Origin of the sequence: Streptomyces sp. WG5 (assembly GCF_049974565.1) — a bacterium.
Taxonomy (GTDB): domain Bacteria; phylum Actinomycetota; class Actinomycetes; order Streptomycetales; family Streptomycetaceae; genus Streptomyces.
In genome coordinates this window covers 87,547-109,842 of sequence record NZ_JBNGGC010000010.1, presented here as the reverse complement: position 1 = coordinate 109,842, position 22,296 = coordinate 87,547, and the positions used below count along the sequence as shown (strand labels likewise).

18 protein-coding genes are annotated in these 22,296 nt (G+C 71.9%); 13 read left to right on the top strand and 5 right to left on the bottom strand.

Annotated elements, in window-relative coordinates; translation table 11 throughout:
* Positions 1-60 precede the first annotated feature (60 nt).
* On the top strand, positions 61-711 hold the full coding sequence (locus tag ACP4IX_RS12715) for a TetR/AcrR family transcriptional regulator C-terminal domain-containing protein (RefSeq protein ID WP_426525689.1): 651 nt from the start codon (positions 61-63) through the stop codon (positions 709-711).
* Here ACP4IX_RS12715 and ACP4IX_RS12710 read toward each other — a convergent pair.
* Entirely contained in the window at positions 696-1,745 is a 1,050-nt protein-coding gene (locus ACP4IX_RS12710) for a class I SAM-dependent methyltransferase (protein WP_426555531.1), read from the bottom strand. The two genes, ACP4IX_RS12715 and ACP4IX_RS12710, sit on opposite strands and share 16 nt — an antisense overlap.
* A gap of 253 nt (positions 1,746-1,998) precedes the next feature.
* Here ACP4IX_RS12710 and ACP4IX_RS12705 point away from each other — a divergent pair, with 253 nt between their 5' ends.
* Positions 1,999-3,231, top strand: a complete 1,233-nt coding sequence (locus ACP4IX_RS12705; RefSeq protein WP_426555530.1) for a trypsin-like serine protease — start codon at positions 1,999-2,001, stop codon at positions 3,229-3,231.
* An 88-nt stretch (positions 3,232-3,319) separates the two neighbouring features.
* Here ACP4IX_RS12705 and ACP4IX_RS12700 read toward each other — a convergent pair whose 3' ends face one another.
* From ACP4IX_RS12700 to ACP4IX_RS12690, 3 genes are all read right to left on the bottom strand, one after another.
* Positions 3,320-4,471, bottom strand: a complete 1,152-nt coding sequence (locus tag ACP4IX_RS12700) for an acyltransferase family protein (protein WP_426525683.1) — start codon at positions 4,469-4,471, stop codon at positions 3,320-3,322.
* Positions 4,472-4,977: 506 nt separating this feature from the next.
* A complete protein-coding gene (locus ACP4IX_RS12695; protein ID WP_426525681.1) occupies positions 4,978-6,312 on the bottom strand; it encodes a polysialyltransferase family glycosyltransferase in 1,335 nt (444 codons plus the stop codon).
* Positions 6,309-7,289, bottom strand: a complete 981-nt coding sequence (locus ACP4IX_RS12690; protein WP_426525679.1) for a glycosyltransferase family 2 protein — start codon at positions 7,287-7,289, stop codon at positions 6,309-6,311. The genes ACP4IX_RS12695 and ACP4IX_RS12690 overlap by 4 nt, the downstream gene beginning before the upstream one ends.
* 198 nt (positions 7,290-7,487) lie before the next feature.
* On the opposite strand from ACP4IX_RS12690, the gene ACP4IX_RS12685 reads away from it, so the two are divergent.
* From ACP4IX_RS12685 to ACP4IX_RS12670, 4 genes are read left to right on the top strand one after another with little or no spacing between them, the layout of a single operon-like run.
* Positions 7,488-8,834: a DUF6716 putative glycosyltransferase gene (locus tag ACP4IX_RS12685; protein ID WP_426525678.1), complete on the top strand. Its 1,347-nt coding sequence runs from the start codon at positions 7,488-7,490 to the stop codon at positions 8,832-8,834.
* A gap of 32 nt (positions 8,835-8,866) precedes the next feature.
* Positions 8,867-10,138 (top strand): cytidylyltransferase domain-containing protein, encoded by a 1,272-nt coding sequence (locus tag ACP4IX_RS12680; protein WP_426555529.1) that lies wholly within the window; start codon positions 8,867-8,869, stop codon positions 10,136-10,138.
* Between the two features lie 14 nt (positions 10,139-10,152).
* Positions 10,153-11,091 carry an N-acetylneuraminate synthase family protein gene (locus ACP4IX_RS12675; protein WP_426525673.1) on the top strand — a complete coding sequence of 313 codons (939 nt, stop codon included), beginning with the start codon at positions 10,153-10,155 and terminating at the stop codon, positions 11,089-11,091.
* Positions 11,092-11,143: 52 nt separating this feature from the next.
* Complete coding sequence (locus ACP4IX_RS12670; protein WP_426525671.1) at positions 11,144-12,211, top strand: hypothetical protein; 1,068 nt, start codon at positions 11,144-11,146, stop codon at positions 12,209-12,211.
* 82 nt (positions 12,212-12,293) lie between these two features.
* Here the strand turns inward: ACP4IX_RS12670 and ACP4IX_RS12665 are convergent, their stop codons facing one another.
* Complete coding sequence (locus ACP4IX_RS12665) at positions 12,294-13,034, bottom strand: ALF repeat-containing protein (protein ID WP_426555528.1); 741 nt, start codon at positions 13,032-13,034, stop codon at positions 12,294-12,296.
* A 515-nt stretch (positions 13,035-13,549) separates the two neighbouring features.
* Between ACP4IX_RS12665 and ACP4IX_RS12660 the strand changes: the two genes are divergently transcribed.
* The 7 genes from ACP4IX_RS12660 to ACP4IX_RS12630 all read left to right on the top strand — a co-directional run bounded on the left by ACP4IX_RS12660 (position 13,550) and on the right by ACP4IX_RS12630 (position 22,276).
* Entirely contained in the window at positions 13,550-14,788 is a 1,239-nt protein-coding gene (locus ACP4IX_RS12660; RefSeq protein WP_426525665.1) for a M20 family metallopeptidase, read from the top strand.
* A gap of 322 nt (positions 14,789-15,110) precedes the next feature.
* Complete coding sequence (locus ACP4IX_RS12655) at positions 15,111-16,154, top strand: BMP family lipoprotein (RefSeq protein WP_426555527.1); 1,044 nt, start codon at positions 15,111-15,113, stop codon at positions 16,152-16,154.
* Positions 16,155-16,675: 521 nt separating this feature from the next.
* Positions 16,676-17,722, top strand: a complete 1,047-nt coding sequence (locus ACP4IX_RS12650; RefSeq protein WP_426525661.1) for a BMP family lipoprotein — start codon at positions 16,676-16,678, stop codon at positions 17,720-17,722.
* Positions 17,723-17,941: 219 nt separating this feature from the next.
* Entirely contained in the window at positions 17,942-19,501 is a 1,560-nt protein-coding gene (locus ACP4IX_RS12645) for an ABC transporter ATP-binding protein (protein ID WP_426525659.1), read from the top strand.
* A complete protein-coding gene (locus tag ACP4IX_RS12640; RefSeq protein WP_426525656.1) occupies positions 19,501-20,625 on the top strand; it encodes an ABC transporter permease in 1,125 nt (374 codons plus the stop codon). Before ACP4IX_RS12645 ends, ACP4IX_RS12640 begins: the two co-directional genes overlap by 1 nt.
* Positions 20,622-21,887, top strand: a complete 1,266-nt coding sequence (locus ACP4IX_RS12635) for an ABC transporter permease (RefSeq protein WP_426555526.1) — start codon at positions 20,622-20,624, stop codon at positions 21,885-21,887. Before ACP4IX_RS12640 ends, ACP4IX_RS12635 begins: the two co-directional genes overlap by 4 nt.
* Positions 21,884-22,276, top strand: a complete 393-nt coding sequence (locus ACP4IX_RS12630; RefSeq protein WP_019330083.1) for a cytidine deaminase — start codon at positions 21,884-21,886, stop codon at positions 22,274-22,276. The genes ACP4IX_RS12635 and ACP4IX_RS12630 overlap by 4 nt, the downstream gene beginning before the upstream one ends.
* Positions 22,277-22,296: the final 20 nt, after the last annotated feature.

Sequence of the window (22,296 nt, the reverse complement as noted above, 5' to 3'; positions counted from 1 at the left end):
TAACGGTGTTAAGTGCCTCTTGGGTGCGAGGATGGACTTAACACCGTTAAGCTGTCAAGCGTGGGAACGGAACGACGAGCCCCCCTCGACCGCCGACGGGTCGCGGACACGGCGCTGGAACTGCTGAACGAGGTCGGTCTGGACGGCCTCACCCTGCGCGCCATCGCCAGGGAGCTGGACGTCAAGGCGCCCGCCCTGTACTGGCACTTCAAGGACAAGCAGGCGCTGCTCGACGAGATGGCCACCGAGATGTACCGGCGGATGGCCGCCGGGACCCCTCTCGACGCGGCCGACACCTGGCGGGAGCGGCTGTTCAAGGTCAACCGGGGCCTGCGTGCGGCGCTGCTCGGCTACCGCGACGGCGCGAAGGTGTTCAGCGGCTCACGCTTCACTGGCGTGGTGCACGCCGAGCAGATGGAGGAGAACCTGCGCCTGTTCACCGCCGCCGGGCTCACCCTCGCCCAGGCGGTGCGGGCGACCATGACGGCGTACGTGTTCACCATCGGTTTCGTCACCGAGGAACAGGGCGTGCACCCGCTGCCCGGAGAGCGCCGGGAGGGCTACGACCTGGACGCACGCGCCCGCCTGATGGCCGAGTACCCCTTGGCGGCTCAGGCGGGCGCGGAGATCTTCACGGACTACGAGCGGAACTTCGAGGAGGGCCTGGCCCTGGTGGTCGAAGGGATCGGGGCCGCCTACCGCCTCGGCTGACCCGTACCCGGTGCCTTCGCCCGCTGCGCCGCCCGGTACCGGCGCACGGCACGGGTGACGGCCGGCGGCAGCAGGTCCAGCGCGAGACGGCGGGTGCGGTCGCGCGGGGTCGGCGGCCGCGTCGCCCGTGCCGCGCGGTCCGCCGGACCGGCCTGCTCGGTCCGCTCCGGGACCGGCGCGGCATCCGCCCGCTGCGCCGAGGAGGCGGGCGCCGGCGAGCCGGACGCCTGCGAGGCGGGCGCCGGCGGACTCGGCGTCGCCGCGGGCGCCGGGTGCCGCGAGGACGGCAGCGAGGGCAGATGCATCCGCTTGCCCTTGGCGCGGGCCCGGATCAGCCGGTGCCCGGCGGCCTGCTCCACGGTCACGGCGCAGTCGTCGCGCCCGCGCAGCGCGGCGAGCAGCTCCTCCCGCACCGGCTCCGGGTCGCCCCAGGTGCCGTACAGCTTCTGGCTGCTCAGGCAGACGGGACGCAGTCCCCGGTTGAACACGGCCTCCCAGGCGGCGGCGGCGACCCCCGGGGTGTGCTCGCTGCGGAAGTCGTCGAGGACGACGATGCCGTCGGGCAGCAGCAGGTCCCGGGCCGCGCCGATGTCCCCGTGGACGTGCTCGTACAGGTGCGAGGCGTCGATGTGGGCGAAGCGGCAGGTGCCGGGCGCGACCTCGTCGGCGATCGCGGAACTGGGCGCCTGGACGATCGTCGGCAGGGTGTCGTGGAAGGAGAGGTAGTTCTGCTCGAAGGCCTGCCGGGTGAGCGAGGAGTACGACTTCGCCGCCTCCGCCCGGTTGGCCGCGTCCGGCGGCTCGGTCCCGAACAGGTCGCAGACCGTGAGCCTCTCGCCGTCCCGCAGGTGGTGCCCCAGCAGGATCGCGCTCTTGCCCAGGTAGGCGCCCAGTTCGAGCAGGTCGCCGCGGGTGCCCTGCTGCTCCTGCCGCTCCAGGAACCAGGAGAACAGCACCTGGTCGAGCGGCCAGAACCAGCCGGGGACGTCGTTCAGCTCACCGGGGTGCTTGTGCGTCTCTTGCGCAGTGGCCATGAGGCGAGGATGCCTCCTCACCGTCTGCCGCGTGAACGGCTCGCACAATCTCATGAGCGGAACATCACACTTATTGCCCAACGTACCCGGGCAGGCACCCTCCGGAGCCGGTGCCGCGCACCTCGCGGACACCTCCGGTACAGGCGGATGTAAGGAGCCGGGGATTACATGACGCGTTCAGAGTCGTGGAAGTACCCAGGCGGAGAACCGCCGAACAGCGTATGCCGTGAAACGTGACAGGGATGCGGAAAACATGATGAAGAATGCGAGACCCGGCGTCTGGCTCGCCGGTGTGCTGGTCATGGCGGGCACGCTCGTCGCCGGCCCGGCCCGGGCGACCGTGGGCGAGCCGGTCGGCGACGCGGAGAAGTCCTACGTCGCGAGGATCGAGATAGGGGACACGGACCGCGCCTGTTCCGGCGCGCTCGTCGAGGCCCGGTGGATCGTCACGGCGGCGAGCTGCTTCGCCGAGGACCCGGCGCAGCCGACCGCGGTCCCCGCGGGCCCGCCGGCCCGTCCGGCCAAGGCCACCGTGGGACGCACCGACCTGACCACGACGGCCGGAGTGGTCCGGGACATCGTGGAGCTGGTCCCCCGGGCGGACCGGGACCTGGTGCTGGCGCGGCTGTCCGCGCCGGCGTACAACATCACTCCGGTGCCCCTCGGCGCCGAGGCGCCCGTCGACGGCGAGGAACTGACCGTCGCCGGCTACGGACGCACCGCGGACGCATGGGCGCCCCTGCGGTCGCACGCCGGAACGTTCACCGTCACCGGGACCCGCGGCGCGGAACTGGACGTGGAGGGGCAGGACGGTGCCGCGATCTGCAAGGGCGACGCGGGCGGCCCGGCGGTCCGTTCCGGCGCCGGCGGCGACGAGCTGGTCGCGATCAGCAGCCGTTCCTGGCAGGGCGGCTGCTTCGGGTCCGAGGAGACCCGCCGCGGTGCCGTCGGGACCAGGCTGGACGACATCACCGACTGGATCGGCACCCAGGTCGCCCGCTGGTCCCTGAAGGCGCAGGCGAACGGCAAGTACGTGTCCGCCGCCCTGAACGCCTCCGGCATCCACGAGGACATGCTGCGGGCAAGCAGCGACGAGGTGGCGGGCTGGGAGCAGTTCACGCTCCACACCCGGGACGGCGGAGCCACGGTGGGCCTCCGGTCCGCGGCCAACGGTCTCTTCGTCACCACCGAGCTGAACGAGACCGGCGCCTACGAGGGCGTGCTGCGCGCCCGCAGCGAGTCCCTCAACGGGTGGGAGCGGTTCACGCTGGTGCCGCAGGGAGGCCAGAAGTACGCCCTGCGGTCGGAGGCGAACGACAAGTACGTCACCACCGAGGCCAACTTCACCGGAGCCGACGCGAACCTGCTGCGCACCCGCCCGACGACCGTCGTCGGCGGCTGGGAGCACTTCACGCTGGAGCACGCCGACAACTTCCGCGTCACGGGCCGTGCCCCGGCGGGTCCGGCCCCGCTGCCCCTGAGCTGACCCCGTACGGCGTCACGGGCGGCCCGGCACGCCCCGGCGCGCGGTGGAGGCCGCTCCTCCGCACGCCGGGGCGGCCCGGACGTGCCGCTCAGCGCGTCCGGGAGAGCGCCGCCCGCAGCCGCGGGGTCAGCGGCTTCTCGACGAACCGGTGCAACAGCCAGGCCAGCAGCAGCATCGCGGCCGTCGTCAGTACGAAGGTCGCCGCCGACGGCACGTGCAGACCGCGGTGCAGGGCGCGGATCACCACCCAGCCCAGATGCTCGTGCACCAGGTAGAAGGGGTACGTCAGGGCCCCGGCCACCGTCAGCCAGCGCCAGTTCGCCCGGCTCAGCCACCCCAGTGCGATCGCCGCCACCGCCAGGAAGCCGAAGGCGACGACGAGGACGATGCCAGTGGTCGTGCGGTGGGCGAAGGCCTCCGGGTCGGCGGCGTTCCACAGCTCGTTGACCGCGTAGTGCTGCCCGACCAGGAAGCTCACGGCCGTGATGCCCCACCCGTGGGCGTCCTGCCGGTCGCGGTGGACGAGGTACAGGCCGATGCCGCCCACGAAGAAGGGGGCGTACTCCGGCATGAGCACCAGGTCGAGGAGCGGCTCGTCCGCGGCCTGCGCGAGCACCGCGGCGAGGAGCCAGCCGCCGCAGAACATCAGGACCCGGCGGCGGTCGGCGCCGGGCAGGACGACGCACAGCGCGAACAGCGCGTAGAAGCGCACCTCCACCCACAGCGTCCAGCACACGCCCAGCACCCGGTCCGCGCCCAGCGGCTGCTGCAGCAACGTCAGGTTGACCAGGGCGTCGCTCGGCGACACCGCCTCGTAGGCGACCGCCGGCAGCGCGAACACCGCGGTCACCAGGACGACCGCCACCCAGTAGGCGGGCATCAGCCGGGACACGCGGGACGCGAAGAACGACGTCAGCGACCGCCCCCAGCCGCTCATGCAGATCACGAACCCGCTGATCACGAAGAAGACCTGGACACCGAGACAGCCGTAGGCGAACAGGGTGTGCAGGGACGGGAACTGGAGCGCGGGGGAAGTGCCCCAGGCGTCGGTGACGGTGCCGCCGCGTCCGCCGTAGTGGTACGCCGCCACCATCAGCGCGGCCACCAGGCGCAGTCCGTCCAGGGCGCGCAGCCGGCCCGGCGCGGGCTTCCGCGGTTCCGGTGCCGGTCCGGCCGCTGCCGCGGGGGAAGCGGCCGGACCGGGCCGCGCTGTCGGGGTGCTCACGGCCGTCTCGGTCACGCTCGTCCTACTCCTTTGACCGCTGCCCGGTCGATGTCGGTTTCCCAGGACGCCCGCGGAGGTGCGCCGCGGGCGGCCCTCCTCGGGGGCGGGTGCGGCACAGGCTGGGCATCGCCTGTTCGGAAGATGAACAACCGAGCGGACAGGCGCGAGAACATCCGGGAAACTCCCGGTGTCCGGCCGGCTTCCGGTGTGCGGCCTCGTACGCCATGACGTGCTCGGTGACGCGCGCGTACGGGAAAACCCCTTCGGACGTCGCACTCCAGTTCACCCGCGTGTTCGTCGGTGGTGGCGGTTCTCGGCGAGGACGGCGATGAACACGGACGACCAGCCCGGTCCGAAAAGGGCTGTGACGCACGGATGCACAGAGACGTGTTTTTTCCGAGGGCAATTCCCGTCAGGTAGGTGGCCGAGAAGCGGCAAGCAGCGGATGGAGGGAACACGAGCGGAGCGCGGTTCGGCGATCGCGGCATCCCGGGTTCATCTCCGCGACACCGGTGATCACCTCACTTCTTGATCGAGCGCCGAATGGCTTTCGCCCGCCGCACCACCTTGCGTGCCGTGGAATTGTGCGGCAGGAACGCCAGCCGCTCCGGGATGCCGCCGGGCAGGCCGAGCGAGGTCAGCCGGCGCTTCTTGAAGTACCGCCGGGTGCGGGCGTTCAGGTTGTCCCGCAGGTACTCCTCGGCCGCCGGCCGCAGCTCGGGCAGGATCTTGGGCTGCATCGCGAATCCGACGGCCCGCACCAGCGCGGCGAGGGCCTCGGTGTCCAGGCCCTGCCGCCCCTCCGCGACGGCGGCCGCCTCGGCCGGCTCGGGCAGCAGCGCGTCAACGATGGTGACCGGGACGCGGTTGCTGTTCTCGTACGGCGTCAGCCGGTCCAGCAGCGTCTCCGTGCCGACCCGGGCGACCGGCAGCCCGTACAGCGCGGAGGCGGTCAGCAGGGCCGTGGAGAAGCAGCCCACGACCAGGGCCGGATGCATCCGCCGGTACAGCACCTCGGCGAGGACCGGCGTGTCCACCACGGTGAGGTCGACGCCGAGCTTCTCCGCCTCCTGTTCCAGGGTGCGGGTGAAGCGGGCCGGGGCCGTGGGGTGCGGTTTGAAGACCACGCGGGTGTGCCCGAGGCCGACGGCGCCGGTCAGCATGGTCACGTGCAGGCTCTCCTCCTCCTCGGCGGAGAGGATGCCCAGCGCCGACAGGTACTGGCCGAGCAGCACCGCGGGCCGCTCCACGTCCGGCAGGCCGGCGCCGGTGTCCGCCAGCTCGGCCAGCACCTTGACGAACGCCTCGGTCGGCACGATCTCCGCCCCGACGCCGAACTCCGTCAGCAGCAGTGGCGCGAGGCCGGGTACCAGGTCGAGGTGGAGCAGCCGTTCCACCCGTGTGCCGACCAGCGGGTCGAGCTTGTTGCGGGTGGGGCCGTAACTCATCAGGCCGTCGGCGTAGACGGTCAGGGGCGCGTCGGTGAAGATCTCCGCCACGCCGAGCGCGGGGTGCACCTGGATCGACTCCACGGCGAGTGCCACGTCGTCGTCGCCGATTCCCCAGGCCAGCCGCAGATACCGCTCCCACATGGGCGCGTCCTCCACCCGCGGGGACCAGCCGCCGGGGTGGAAGGGGAAGATCGCCTCGTTCCACGACACCACGTCGTCGAACCGCGTCCGCAGCTGTTCGAACCCGGGCATCTCGTCCACGGAAGGCGTCGTCTCGGGCGTCACCGCGTTGTTCGAGACCAGCAGTATCCGCCGGTCGGCCGCGTCGAAGCAGCCGGAGTCGAGGGCGGCGGCGAGGGTGGCCGTGCCGTACAGCGTGGACGCCAGGAAGATCTGCGTGGTCACGCGGCCACCTCCGCGGCCGGCACCGCACGCCGGCGCAGCCGGCGCAGCCGCGTGGCGCGCTCGGCGTCCATCGAGCCGAGCACCTCGTCGAGCGCGTCCTGCGGCATCCGCCGCAGCGCGGCGGCGCTCATCACCTTCAGTTTGCGGGCCACGGCGGGTTCGAACCTTTCGATGGAACCGAGATGGTGGGAAATGATCGCGCAGTACGTGCGTACGGCCTTCGGCAGCAGACTCGCGGCGTCGGCGTCCTCGGCCGCCCCGGCGACGACCTCGTCGAAGGCGCGGATGAAGTCGAGCTGGCGGACGTCCCCGATCTGGGTGAGCGAGGACGCCACCCCGCGCCGGTAGAAGACGCCGAGCAGCCCGGTGACCGCGAAGGACTCCGCCTCCCGGTGCAGCTTCCAGATCCACGGCCGGTCCTCGGCCGTGCGCAGCCCGTCGGTGAAGTGCAGCAGACCGCGCTCGACCAGCCGGCGGTGGTAGATGCCGGCCCACGCGTAGGCGTAGTCGACGGAGGTGGACCGGTGCGCGGGCAGGATCGCGTCGCGCGGGCGCAGCGTCACGCCCCGGCGGCCGTGCGGCACCCGGTGCACGACGCGGGCCCGCGCCGTGCACTGGACGTGGTCGGTGCGCACGAAGTCGCAGCCCAGCTCCTCGATCGCGGCGACGAGCCGGTCGTAGTAGCCGGGGGCCAGCCAGTCGTCACCGTCCAGGAAGGTCACGTACTCGCCGCGCGCCCGCTCGATGCCGGTGTTGCGGGCGGTGGCCAGGCCGCCGTTCCGCTCGTGTCGGACCAGCACCGCCCCCGGCAGCTCGGACTCGGCCCGCGCGAGGAGGTCCACGGTCCCGTCCGACGAGCAGTCGTCGACGAGAATGAATTCGAAGTCGTCCCGCGCGTTCGCGCGCAGACTCCGCAGGGTGTCGGGTGCGTATTGCCGCACGTTGTAGAACGGCACGATGACGGAGAGCTTTGGCACATGACCGACGTTAGGCGGCGGCCCGGCACCCGGCTTTACCTGAACCTTGACACGGGGTGAATGAGGCATGGCGAAGCCGTGAAGCGCGTGCTGTTCCGGGCGTCCGACGGCCCGATTCTCCATTCGGCGATGTGCTGTTCACCGTTTGTTGGATTCCAATTGGGCGGCTCCTAGAAATGGCTTCCTAGCGTCTACGACGTGCCAGCAAGTGCAACGAAGGCCCTGCGCGTCGCCGTCCTGGCGGACTCCGACACCCGGTGGAAATGGGGCGCGCTCACCGCGACCCGCATCTCACCCGGGGCCCCCGAGAACACGGACATCCGCCTGGACGGCTACCTCCTGCGCGGCCGAGCCACCCCCACCGCCCGCCAGCTGCGGGAAGTCGGCGTCACCGCGGACTCGCTCCGCGAGGTGACCGCCGCCGAGTTCCTGCGGGCGATGGGCGGGGCGACGGACGAGGAGCCCTACGACATCATCGTCCTCGCCCTGGTCGGCGGCGGCGTCCAGGCGATGCTGCACGGCCTGGGCCGGGTCTGGGAGAACCGCGCCGAACGGCCCGTCGTCGTCACCGGCTACGTCGGCGTCGTCTACGAGAAGCTCGCCGACGGTCTGCTGCTGCGCCACGGAGCCGACCTCGTCCTCGCCAACTCACGCCAGGACGCGGACCGCTTCCGGAGCGTGTACGAGGGTGTCGGCGCCGACGCCGCCGCGGTGACCGAGGTCGCCCTGCCCTTCCTGGGCGGAGCCTCCTACCGGGGGGAGCCCGACGACGGGGAGCGCCGCTACACGGTCGTCTTCGCCGCCCAGCCCTCCGTGCCGGACAGCCGCAAGGACCGCACGTACCTCCTCGAACGGCTGATCCGGCACGCCCGCCGGCACCCCGAGCGGGACGTGCTGCTCAAGCTGCGCTCCAGGCCGGGCGAACACACCACGCACATCGAGGAGCTGCCCTACCAGAAGCTGGTGCAGCGGGCCGACCCGCCGCCCAACTTCCGACTGGTCTACGGGCACATGGGCGAGGTCCTCGACCGCACCGACCTGCTGGTCACCGTCAGCTCCACGGCGGCCCTCGAATCCCTGCACCGCCGCATCCCCACGGTCGTCCTGACCGACCTGGGCGTGCGTGAGGCGCTCGGCAACCACCACTTCGTCGGCTCCGGCTGCCTCGCCTCCTGGGACCAGCTCGACGAGGGCCACCGCCCGACGCCGGACCCCGAGTGGGTCGCCCGGCAGGGCGTGGCGGCGGACGGCGGTTACGAGACCGCCTTCGACGAGGCCCGGAAGCGCATCGCGGGCCTGCTCGGCCGCCCCGGCGGCCTGCCCCCGATCGCCCCGTACTACACCACGGTCACCGCCCCGGGCTACCTCCCCGGCATCCTCGCCCGCCACCACCTCGCCCCCGACGGCACCCCGCTGCCCGGCGCACCCGCCGCCGACAAGGCACCCGGCCCGGTCCGGCAGGTGGTGCGCCGCGCGGCCCGCGGCGCCTACCGGCACGGCGTCCAGCGGGTCGCCCCGGTGATCCGGCGGATGGGGGAGCTGTGACCGCCCCGAACCGTTCCCAAGGAGTACAGCCCATGTCCCCACCGGAAGCGGGCCGGGGCGCCGACGTGCGCCGCGTGCTCGCCGTGATCCCCGCGCGCGGCGGCTCCAAGGGCGTGCCCGCGAAGAACCTCGCGCCCGTCGGCGGCGTACCCCTGGTGGCCCGGGCGGTACGCGAGTGCCGGGCCGCCCGGCTCGTCACGGACGTCGTGGTCTCCACCGACGACCAGGCCATCGCCGCCGCGGCCCGCGAGGCCGGCGCCGAGGTCGTGCTGCGGCCCGCCGCCATCGCCGGGGACCTGGCCACCTCCGAGGCCGCCGTACTGCACGCCATGGACACCCACGAGGCCCTGCACGGCGCGGCCGTGGACGTGGTGCTGCTCGTGCAGTGCACCAGTCCGTTCATCGTCCGCGAGGACATCGACGGGGTGGCCGGCGCGGTCGCCGAGGGCGGCGCGGACACGGCGGTGACCGTGGCACCGTTCCACGGCTTCGTGTGGCGGGACGGCACGGACCGGACCACCGGGGAAGCGGAAGGCGGCTTCGGCGTCAACCACGACAAGTCGTACCGCCCCCGCCGCCAGGACCGCCCCCAGGACCTGCTGGAGACCGGCGCCGCCTACGCCATGGCCGCGCCCGGCTTCCGCGAGCACCGGCACCGCTTCTTCGGCCGCACCGAACTGGTCCGCACCGACCCGGCCCGCGTCCTGGAGATCGACGACCCGCACGACCTGGCCCGCGCCCGCGCCCTGGCGCCCCTCTTCGACGCCGCACGGCCCGGCGCCCTCCCGACCGCCGAAGACATCGACGCGGTCGTCCTCGACTTCGACGGCACCCAGACCGACGACCGGGTGCTGATCGACTCCGACGGACGGGAGTTCGTCTCCGTGCACCGCGGCGACGGCCTCGGCATCGCGGCCCTGCGCCGCAGCGGACTGACGATGCTGATCCTGTCCACGGAAGTGAACCCGGTCGTCGCCGCCCGCGCCCGGAAGCTGAAGCTCCCGGTGCTGCACGGCATCGACCGCAAGGACCTCGCGCTCAAGCAGTGGTGCGAGGAGCAGGGCATCGCGCCCGAGCGCGTGCTCTACGTCGGCAACGACGTCAACGACCTCCCGTGCTTCGCCCTCGTCGGCTGGCCCGTGGCGGTCGCCAGCGCCCACGACGTCGTACGCGGCGCGGCCCGCGCGGTCACCACCGCTCCCGGCGGTGACGGCGCGATCCGGGAGATCGCCGGCTGGATCCTCGGCCCCTCGCTCGACTCCCCCGACTCACCCGAACTCCCCACGCTCACCCAGTCCAAGTAAGGAAGCCCCCCGCCATGAGCACCAACTCCCGCATCCGCGCCTTCGGTTCCCGCGAGGCCGGCCCCGGCCGCCCCGTCTACATCACCGGCGAGATCGGCATCAACCACAACGGTGAGCTCGAGAACGCCTTCAAGCTGATCGACGCCGCCGCCGAGGCCGGCTGCGACGCGGTGAAGTTCCAGAAGCGCACCCCCGAGATCTGCACCCCGCGCGACCAGTGGGACATCGAGCGCGACACCCCCTGGGGCCGGATGACGTACATCGACTACCGCCACCGTGTGGAGTTCGGCGAGGACGAGTACCGCCAGATCGACGAGTACTGCAAGACCAAGAACATCGACTGGTTCGCCTCCCCGTGGGACACCGAGGCCGTCGCCTTCCTGGAGAAGTTCGACGTCCCCGCCCACAAGGTCGCCTCCGCCTCGCTGACCGACGACGAGCTGCTCCGCGCCCTGCGCGCCACCGGCCGCACGGTCATCCTCTCCACCGGCATGTCCACCCCGAAGCAGATCCGCCACGCGGTCGAGGTCCTGGGCAGCGACAACATCCTGATGTGCCACGCCACGTCGACGTACCCGGCGCAGGCCGAGGAGCTCAACCTCCGCGTCATCAACACCCTCCAGCAGGAGTACCCGAACGTCCCGATCGGCTACTCCGGCCACGAGACCGGCCTGCAGACCACCCTCGCCGCCGTCGCCCTCGGCGCCACCTTCGTCGAGCGCCACATCACCCTCGACCGCGCCATGTGGGGTTCCGACCAGGCCGCCTCCGTCGAGCCGCAGGGCCTGACCCGCCTGGTCCGCGACATCCGCACCATCGAGGCCTCCCTCGGCGACGGCGTCAAGAAGGTCTACGACTCCGAGCTCGGCCCCATGAAGAAGCTGCGCCGCGTCACCGGCGTCGTCGCCGAGGCGGAGATCGCCGCCGCCGCGGGCGAGCCGGTCACGGTCTGACACCCGGCCTGACACCCCCACCACGCCCTCACCACGGGACGGTCGTACGCCGATGAGCCCCCGCGCCGGGAATGCCGGCCCCCGCACTCTCGCCTTCGTCGAGAGCCCGGTACAACTGCTGAACGTGCTGGAGTGGGCGCACACCCGCGCACCCGGCGCGGAGCTCACCCTCGTGGTCCTCTCACCCGTCGACCCGATGACCCGCGGCCAGCTGCGCCGCATGTCCGAACTGGCCCGCAAGGAGGGCCACGAGGTCCGCTGGGAGGAGGCGAGGGGCGGCGCCGCGGCCCCCTTCCGCACGGTGGGCGGCCTGACGTCCCTCCTCCGCCACGCGGACCGGATCGTCATGGGCGACCCGTTCTCCCGCTACGTACAGCTGCTCCTCACCATCACCCGCGCCGGTGACCTGGTCGTCGTCGACGACGGCACGGCCACGATGGAGTTCGTCACCCAGCTCGCCCACGGCGAACGCCTGGTCCGCTGGCACCGCAAGGGCAGCCGCCCCGGCCCCCGCGACCTGCTCTTCGCCCCCGTGTCCGGGGCCGCCCGGCGCCGTCTGACCCCCGCCCGGGGCCGCCGCGTGGAGGTCTTCTCCTCCATGCCCATCGAGGAGACCCCCGACGGCGTCACCGTCACCGCGAACGACTTCGCCTGGACCCGGTCCCGCTTCGGCCCGCCCCGCATCACCAAGGGCGCCGACATGGTCGGCACCTCGCTGGTGGAGACCGGCGTGGTCGACGGCGACCGCTACACGGACGCCGTACGCGGCCTGGCGAAGGCCCACGGGGCGGCCCGCTACTTCGCCCACCGGCGCGAGAGCACCGAGAAACTCCACCGGCTGGCCGTGGAGACGGGCCTGGAGATCGTCCGCCCCGACCTGCCGCTGGAACTGATCGCCCGCCGCGGCCCCATCGGCCGCACCGTCCTCAGCTTCCCCTCCACGGTCGTCCACACCCTCCCCCTGGCCCTGGCCGGCACCGAGGTCCGCGTCGCCGTCTGCGACATCGACCCGGCCTGGCTCACCGAGTCCGCCTCGCCGCGGGCCCGGGGGTTCCTGTCCGGCGTCACGGGGTCGGCGCGGGACGTGCACCGGCTGTCGGCGGTGGCGGGCACCGCGTAGTCCCCGTGCCGCGGCCGGGCGGGACACCTGCTTCCGGGGTGCCCGCCCCGCGGCGCCGCAGCCGGTGCCGTCCCGGCGAAGCCTAGGCGCCGGCCTCGTACTGGCCGACCTCGATGAAGTGGCGCAGCGCTTCCGGGGAGCCGTCGTCCATGGCGGCGTTCGCCGCCGCGCGCAGGGCGTCGCTGATGCCGGGGTCGGCCAGCATGCGAGCGATCGTCACGCGGTCGTCCTCGGCCCGGGCGAGACGGAGCCCGGTCTCCAGGAACGCGCGCACCGCCTCCGGGCTGCCGTCGTCGAGGGCCTCGTTGGCCTCACGGATGACGGCCCGGCCGCTGTCGGGGTCGCCGAGGAGCCGGGAGATGGCGACGCGGTCGTCCTCGGCCTGGGCGAGGCGGTACCCGGTCTCGAGCCAGGCGCGCATCTCTTCCGGGGTGCTGTCGTCGAGGAGCCCGTTGATCTCCTGGATCACGCGCCGGCCGCTGTCGGGGTCGCCGAGGAGCCGGGAGATGGCGACGCGGTCGTCCTCGGCCTGGGCGAGGCGGTACCCGGTCTTGAGCCAGGCGCGCATCTCGTCCACGGTGGCGTCGTCGAGGAGCTCGTTGGCCTCCTGGATCACGCGCCGGCCGCTGTCGGGGTCGGCGAGCGTCCTGGCGATGGCGACGCGCAGGTCGTCGGCGTCCATCTCGTCGTAGGGGGAACCCGTGTCCGCCGCCGCTGCCGCGGCCGACGGTATCGGGGTGGCGGCGAAGGAGGGGGTGGAGAGCAGCAGGGCCGGGGCGAGAGCACCGGCGGCCACGGCGAGAGCCACGCGGGACGGTCTCATGGAGTCAACCACCTTGAGTCGTAGGCATGTTGTACGGCGGTTGCATTGTGTCAAGGAGAGGCGGGCCGGGGGACTGCGAGGATCATGCAGTCTTCGCGGGCTCTTCGTTGCCGACGGGCCGTGGGGCGGGCCCGGTACGGAGTGACACCCGCGCGGAGCGACACCGGTAGGGGGTGACCCGGCACGGGGCGCCCCCGGGAGTGGTCTCCGCGCCGGCCGGGCCGTGATGACCGTGCCGGCCCCCTGAGCAGGGCCGCGACCGGCACCGTCACGGCGCGCGTGGGGCGGTCGTCGCGTGGTACCCGTGTCCCAGGCGGGTGCCGGTGAGCGGTTCGGACCACTCCCGGTGAATCTCTCAGGATCGGCTCGGTCGGAAAGGCGGGCGAGTTTACCCAAGCGAGTCGATGGCTATGCGTAGGGCAGCCGCGATTTCTTACCCTAACGGGCTGAATTTTTGTTGATCGTGGGTCCACCGGTCGCTCGGGCGCCCTACTCTGCAAAGGGTGAAAGCGTTGATGTCCCCAGAGTCCGAGGCCGACACTCCCGGTGAGTCCGCGCTGCCCGGCGCGCTGCCCGAGGCGCTGCGCGCGGAGCTCGTGGCCTTCCGCCGCGACCTGCACATGCACCCCGAGCTGGGCAACCAGGAGTTCCGCACCACCGCCGCGATCAAGGAACGGCTGGAGAAGGCCGGCCTCAAGCCGCGCGTACTCCCCGTCGGGACCGGGCTCGTCTGCGACATCGGCACCGGCACCGACACGGGACAGTGGTCCGGCGGACCGCGCATGCTCGCCCTGCGGGCCGACATCGACGCCCTGCCCATCCCGGACACCAAGAGCGAGTGCCCGTACCGCTCGCGCGTACCGGACCGCGCGCACGCCTGCGGACACGACGTGCACACCACCGTCGTCCTCGGCGCCGGACTGGTGCTCGCCGCCCTGCACGAACAGGGCCTGCTGCCCCGGCCCGTGCGACTGGTCTTCCAGCCGGCGGAGGAGGTGCTGCCCGGCGGCGCCGCCGACGCCATCGAGGGCGGCGCGCTCGACGGGGTGCGCCGCATCCTCGCCGTGCACTGCGACCCCCGGGTGGACGCCGGGCGGATCGGACTGCGGGTCGGCCCCATCACCTCCGCCTGCGACCGGCTGGAGGTCGCCCTGAACGGGCCCGGCGGACACACCGCCCGCCCGCACCTCACCACCGACCTGGTCACCGCCGCCGCCCGCGTGGTCACCGACGTTCCCCCGCTCGTCGCCCGGCGCGTGGACAGCCGCAGCGGGCTCGCCCTGACCTGGGGGCGGGTCGAGTCCGGCCACGCCCCGAACGTCATCCCGCAGCACGCCGAACTCGCCGGGACCGTGCGCTGCCTGGACCTCGACGCCTGGCGGCAGGCACCCGACCTCGTGGTCGGCGCCATCGACGAGATCGCCAACCTGTACCGGGCCAAGTCTGAGATCACCTACGTGCGCGGCGTGCCCCCGGTCGTCAACGAGGTCACCAGCACCGAACTGCTCCAGGCCGCCATGGTCGCCCGGCGCGGCACCGAGACCGTGGAGAACACCGAGCAGAGCCTCGGCGGCGAGGACTTCTCCTGGTACCTGGAGCAGGTGCCCGGCGCCATGGCCCGCCTCGGCGTCCGCCCGCCCGGCGAGCGCACCATCCGTGACCTGCACCAGGGCGACTTCGACGTGGACGAGCACGCCATCACCGTCGGCGTGGAGATGTTCACCGCGGCCGCGCTGATCGACGCCGTGCAGTAGCCACGCAGGGGAGTAGCCACGTCGTGCAGTAGCCACACAGGGCAGTAGCCACGCAGGGCAGTAGCCACGCAGGGCAGTAGCCGCGTCGTGCAGTAGTCACACAGGGCAGAACGGCCCGTCGCGGTTGCGGCCGTGGCGGGCCGGGGCCACCCTGACGCACGGGCCACGAGGTCACGCGGCACGCCTCGAACACCCCCGGCAACAACCCGCGGCACGAATGGGTAACGGCCCCGCGGAACCCCGTTCCCAGGAGTTTCTACGCGCGTTAATGTGCGCCGAACCGAGCGCCCGCTGCGGGGCTTTGGAGAATGGGGAGCTTCAGATGCGTCGGACATCGAGACTGACCCGCGCCGCGGTGGGGGCCGCGTCGCTCGCACTCGCCGCCACGGCCTGCGGCGGTACCAGCGGCGAGAGCGGCGGCGACGGCAAGGACGACAAGGGCCTCGCCATCGCGTACGACATCGGCGGCAAGGGCGACCAGTCCTTCAACGACGCCGCGTACGCGGGCCTGGAGCGGGCGAAGAAGGAGTTCGGCTACACGACCGCCGACATCGAGCCCACCGAGGGCGAGACCGACGCCGACAAGGAGCAGCGCCTCGCCTCGCTCGCGAAACAGGGCTACAACCCGGTCATCGGCGTCGGCTTCGCCTACGGCCCGGCGATGGAGGCCGTCGCGTCGAAGCACCCGGACGTCACCTTCGGCATCGTGGACTCCGTGGTCGAGGGCGAGAACGTCGCGTCCCTCGTCTTCGCCGAGAACGAGGCCTCCTACCTCGCGGGCGTCGCGGCGGCCAAGGCCACCAAGACCAAGACGGTCGGCTTCGTGGGCGGTGTCGACGTACCGCTGATCCACAAGTTCGAGGCCGGCTACAAGCAGGGCGTGCAGGACACCGACCCCAAGGTCAAGGTGGTCTCCCAGTACCTGACGCAGACCGCGGAGGAGGGCGGCTTCTCCAGCCCCGACAAGGGCCGGGCCGCCGCCGAGGGCCAGATCGAGAAGAAGGCCGACGTCGTCTACCAGGCGGCCGGCCTGTCCGGACAGGGCGTGATCGAGGCCGCCGCGAAGGCCGAGGTCTGGGCGATCGGCGTCGACTCCGACCAGTACCGGCAGGAAGCCCTCGCCGCGTACAAGGACCACATCCTGACCTCGGCCCTGAAGGACATCGACGGCGCGGTGTACACCCTGGCCAAGTCGGTCGAGGACGGCAAGCCGCTGACCGGCACCCAGACCTTCGACCTCGAGTCCGACGGCGTGGGCCTGTCCGACAGCAACCCGAAGTACGCCGCGGTGCCGGGCCTGACGGACGCCGTGGCCCAGGCCAAGGCGGGCATCATCGACGGCTCCATCAAGGTCAAGACCGAGTAGACCGGCGCGACACGGAACCGGACGGAGCGGGCGGGCACCCGTGGCGCCCGCCCCCACCGGCGTGCCACGCCCAGCCGGCCCCCCCCCCCCCACGCGCAGCCGACCTCCCCATGCCCAGCCGGGCCCCCCAAGCGCAGCCGACTCCCCACGCCCAACCGGCCCCCAAGCGTGCCGCTCACCGCCGGCCCCACCCCGTATGCCGGCCCCCACCGCTCACCACCGGACACCTCCCGTATGCCGGCCCCCACCGCTCACCACCGGACACCTCCCGCATGCCGGCCCCCGCCGCTCACCGCCGGAGGCACCCGCGCACAAGCCCCCCGGCGTCACCCTCCGCCACCTTCCGTTTGCGTCCGGCAAGCCTCCGACCGCCGCCGGGCCCCCGTCCGCGGCGCCTTGCTCACGGGCGCATAACAAGGTGGACAGAAGGGGTTTTCAGGCAGGTCTACGCGCGTTAATCTGCGGCGAAGCCAGCGCCGTAGCCGAACCGTCCGGCGCTTTGTACGACAGGAGCACCAGACATGCGCCGGATTTCCCGGATCACGGTCGCAGGCGCAGCGACCGCCTCCCTGGCCCTCGCCCTCTCCGCCTGCGGTGGCACCTCGACCTCCTCCGGGTCGGAGTCCAAGGGCGACAAGGGTCTCGCCATCGCGTACGACGTCGGCGGCGAGGGCGACCAGTCCTTCAACGACGCCGCCCACGCGGGCCTCAAGCAGGCGGAGAAGGAGTTCGGCTACGAGACGGCCGCCGTCGAGCCCACCGACGGCGAGACCGACGCCGACAAGGAGCAGCGCCTGGTCTCCCTGGCCAAGCAGGGTCACAACCCGGTCATCGGCGTCGGCTACGCGTACGCCGCCGCCCTGAAGAGCGCCGCGGAGAAGTACCCGGACGTCACCTTCGGCATCGTGGACGACGCGACGATCGAGGCGAAGAACGTCGCCGACCTCGTCTTCAACGAGGAGCAGGCCTCCTACCTCGCCGGTGTCGCCGCCGCCAAGAGCACCAAGACCAAGACGGTCGGCTTCGTGGGCGGCGTGGACATCCCGCTGATCCACAAGTTCGAGGCCGGCTTCAAGCAGGGCGTCACGGACACCGACCCGAAGGTCAAGGTCGTCTCGCAGTACCTGACGCAGACCGCGGAGGAGGGCGGCTTCTCCAGCCCCGACAAGGGCAAGACCGCCGCCGAGGGCCAGATCGAGAAGAAGGCCGACGTCGTCTTCGCCGCGGCCGGTCTGTCCGGTCAGGGTGTGATCGAGGCCGCCGCCGCCAACAAGGTCTGGGCGATCGGCGTCGACTCCGACCAGTACAAGCAGGACGCCCTCGCGAAGTACAAGGACTACATCCTGACTTCGGCCACGAAGGACGTCGCGAAGGCGGTGTACAACCTCGCGAAGTCGGTCGAGGACGGCAAGCCCGAGACCGGTATCGTTCGGGGCGATCTGAAGTCCGGCGAGGTCGGTCTCTCGGACTCCAACCCGAAGTTCGCGGACAACGCCGAGCTCCAGGCAGCCATCAAGACGGCCGAGCAGAAGATCATCAGCGGCGAGATCAAGGTCAAGAGCAGCTGAGCAGCAACACCTCGAACAGCGTGTAACCGCGGTGGTCGCACCGCTCGACGGGGTACGGGGAGGAACCTCCGGGTCCCCTCCCCGTACCCCGTCGTGTCGATGTGCCGCCGCTTTTGGATGCCGTAGGGGCGCTACGCGCGTAGACGGCCCCCGTCCCCAGGAGAGTGCGCCATCAACGCGTCCAGCAGCCCTCCGGCCGGAGCGGCGGTCAACGAATCGGTGACCGCCGTCGAGCTCGCCGGGATCACCAAGCGGTTCCCCGGTGTCGTGGCCAACCACGACATCCACCTCACCGTCCGCAAGGGCACCGTCCACGCCCTCGTCGGCGAGAACGGCGCCGGCAAGTCGACCCTGATGAAGATCCTCTACGGCATGCAGAAGCCGGACGAGGGCACCATCGCGGTCGACGGCGAGCAGGTCGCCTTCTCGTCGCCCGCCGACGCCATCGCCCGCGGCATCGGCATGGTCCACCAGCACTTCATGCTCGCCGACAACCTCACGGTCCTGGAGAACGTGGTCCTCGGCAGCGAGAAGCTGTACGGCATCGGCGCGAGGGCCCGCCGGAAGATCAAGGAGATCTCCGAGCGGTACGGCCTCGGCGTGCGCCCCGACGTCCTCGTCGAGGAACTCGGCGTCGCCGCCCGCCAGCGCGTGGAGATCCTCAAGGTCCTCTACCGCGGCGCCCGCACGCTGATCCTGGACGAGCCGACCGCCGTCCTCGTGCCCCAGGAGGTCGACGCGCTCTTCGACAACCTGCGCGAGCTGAAGGCGGAGGGCCTGTCCGTCATCTTCATCTCCCACAAGCTGGGCGAGGTCCTCTCCGTCGCCGACGACATCACCGTCATCCGGCGCGGCACCACGGTCGGTACGGCCGTCCCCGCCGAGACGACCCCGCGCCAGCTCGCCGAGCTGATGGTCGGCAGCGAGCTGCCCACCCCCGAGACCGCCGAGTCCACGGTCACCGACCGCGCGGTCCTCACCGTCGACACGCTGCGCCTCGCGGCCCCCGGCGGCAAGGCCCTGCTCGACGACATCTCCTTCACCATCCACGCCGGCGAGGTGCTGGGCATCGCCGGCGTCGAGGGCAACGGCCAGACCGAGCTGGTGGACGCGCTCATCGGCCTGCGCCACGCCGACTCCGGCACCATCCGCTTCCTCGACGAGGACATCACCGCGCTGCCCACCCGCAAGCGCCGCGAGCAGGGCGTCGGCTACATCCCCGAGGACCGCCACCGCCACGGCCTGCTCCTGGAGGCCCCCCTCTGGGAGAACCGCATCCTCGGCCACGTCACCGAGAAGCCCAACAGCAAGGGCGTCTGGCTGGACCCCAAGGGCTCCCAGGAGGACACCCGCCGCATCGTCGAGACGTACGACGTCCGCACCCCCGGCATCGACGTCACCGCCGCCTCCCTGTCCGGCGGCAACCAGCAGAAGCTGATCGTCGGCCGCGAGATGAGCCACAAGCCGCGCTTCCTCATCGCCGCCCACCCCACCCGCGGTGTGGACGTCGGCGCGCAGGCCGCGATCTGGGACCACATCCGCGAGGCCCGCCGCGAGGGCCTGGCCGTGCTGCTGATCTCCGCCGACCTGGACGAGCTGATCGGCCTGTCCGACACCCTCCGGGTGATCTACGACGGCAAGCTGGTCGCGGACGCCGACCCGGCCACCATCACCCCCGAGGAGCTGGGCTCGGCGATGACCGGCGCCGCCTCCGGACACCTCGAACACGAAGAGACCCCGGCCGACGGCGGCCCGGGCGCGGAAGACGAGGCCCGCTGATGAAGAAGTTCGACAAGGAGCGCGTGCTCCTCGCGGTGGCCGGACCGGTCATCGCGCTCGCCGTGGCCTTCGTGCTCAGCGCGATCGTCCTGATCGCCTCGGGCAAGAACCCGGTCGAACCGTTCGCCCTCATGTTCGAGCAGGCCGGGTTCTCCGACATCCAGGTCCTGATCATCAACCAGGCGTCGATGTACTACATCGCGGCCCTCGCGGTGGCCATCGGCTTCCGGATGAACCTGTTCAACATCGGCGTCGACGGCCAGTACCAGCTCGCCGCCATGATGGCCGCGATCGTCGGCGCCCACGCCGACCTCCCGGCCGCCCTCCAGATCCCGCTGCTCCTGCTGACCGCCGTCCTCACCGGCGCCTTCTGGTCCGGCATCGCCGGTGTCCTCAAGGTCACCCGCGGCGTCAGCGAGGTCGTCGCGACGATCATGCTGAACGCCATCGCCACCTCCGTCATCGGCTACCTGTGGCTGCCCGACGTCTTCGGCGTCAAGATCGGCAACAACAACACCACCGGCGAGATGCACGAGTCCGGCTGGATCCCCGGCATCGACATGGGCGCGGCCGGCGAGATCTACGGCCTGGTGATCCTCGCCGTCCTCCTCGGCATCGGCTACTGGGTCGTCCTCAACCGCACCCGCTTCGGCTTCGACCTGCGCGCCTCCGGCGCCTCCGAGTCCGCCGCCGCGGCCAGCGGGGTCAACCCCAAGCGCATGGTGCTCACCGCGATGCTGCTCTCCGGCGGCCTCGCCGGTCTCGCGGGCCTGCCGATCCTCCTCGGCGACACCCACACCTACAGCCTCAACTTCCCCACCGGCATCGGCTTCCTCGGCATCGGCATCGCCCTGCTCGGCCGCAACAGCCCCGTCGGCATCGCCTTCGCCGCCCTGCTGTGGGCCTGGCTCGACAAGGCCAGCCCCGAGCTGGACTTCCACGGCTACGACAAGGAGATCGCGGTCATCATGCAGGGCTTGATCGTGCTCTCGGTCGTCGTCTCCTACGAGGCCGTCCGCGAGTGGGGCCTGCGCCGCCAGCAGCGCCGCGTCGGCGCGGAGCTGGCCGCCGGTCACGTCCTCGGCGCCACCGACAACACCAAGAAGGAGGTGGCCGGCCGATGACCACCGCGACCGACCTCAACCAGCCCACGCTGGAGCACGGGGCCCCGGCCGGCCGCCGGATCTCGCTGCCCGTCCTGCTGCTGATCATCGCCGGTGCCCTGGCGCTGACCTCCATCGTCCGCCTGATCACCGGCGCCAACGGCATCACCAACGTCAGCCAGATGTCCACCGCGCTCCAGCTCGCCGTGCCGATCGGCCTCGCCGGTCTCGGCGGCCTGTGGGCCGAGCGCGCGGGCGTTGTCAACATCGGCCTCGAGGGCATGCTGATCCTCGGCACCTGGTTCGGTGCCTGGGCCGGCTTCCAGTGGGGCCCGTGGACCGGCGTCCTGATGGGCATCGTCGGCGGCGCGCTCGGCGGCCTGCTGCACGCCATCGTGACGATCACCTTCAACGTCAACCACATCGTCTCCGGCGTGGCCATCAACATCCTCGCCCTCGGCGCCACCCGCTACCTCGCCCCGCTCGCCTTCGAGGGCCACCAGGGCGGCTCCGCCAAGCAGTCCCCGCCGGTCGACTCGCTGGGCCACTTCTCGGTGCCGGGGCTCTCCGACGCCCTGGAGAGCCTCAACGACCGGCACTGGTTCTTCGTCTCCGACATCGCCGGCCTGCTCGGCGGCCTGGTCACCGACGTCTCGTGGCTCACCCTGATCGCCGTCGCGCTGATCCCCGCCAGCTGGTACATCCTGTGGCGCACCCCGTTCGGCCTCCGCCTGCGCTCCTGCGGCGAGAACCCGGTCGCCGCCGAGTCCCTCGGCGTCAACGTCTACACGTACAAGTACCTCGCCGTGATCATCTCCGGCGGACTGGCCGGCCTCGGCGGCGTCTTCCTCTCCATCGTGGCCAACCCCTTCTACCTGGAGGGCCAGACCAGCGGCCGCGGCTACATCGGCCTCGCGGCCATGATCTTCGGCAACTGGATGCCGGGCGGCCTCGCCATCGGCGCCGGCCTCTTCGGCTACACCGACAGCCTCAACCTGCGCGGCGGCTCCGCCAACGTGCACGCCCTGCTGCTGCTCGGCGCGCTGCTGCTGGTCGCCGGCGCCATCTGGCTCGCGATCCGCAAGAAGTACGTCAAGGCCGCGATCACCGTGGTCGTCGGCGCCCTGGTCTTCGCCTGGTACGCCACCACCGACGACGTGCCCAACCAGGTCGTCTCCGCCACGCCGTACGTCATCACCCTCGTCGTCCTCGCCCTCTCCGCCCAGCGGCTGCGGATGCCCAAGGCGAACGGCATGCAGTACCGGAAGGGGCAGGGCAAATGACCGACGTCGACTGGGGCGCGCTGCGCACGGCGGCCCGCGAGGCGATGGCCCGGGCCTACGCCCCGTACTCCGGGTACGCCGTCGGCGCCGCCGCCCTGGTCGACGACGGCCGCACCGTCACCGGCTGCAACGTGGAGAACGCCAGCTACGGCATCGGCCTGTGCGCCGAGTGCGGGCTCGTCTCCCAGCTCCAGCTCACCGGAGGCGGCCGGCTGACGCACTTCGTCTGCGTCGACGGCCACGGGGCGGTCCTCGTCCCGTGCGGCCGCTGCCGGCAGCTGCTGTACGAGTTCGGCGGCCCGGAGCTGCTGCTGGAGACGCCGGAGGGGATCCTCCCGTTGTCCCGGATGCTCCCGCAGGCCTTCGGCCCCGACCACCTCACCAAGTAACCCCCCGCACCCCCGTAAGG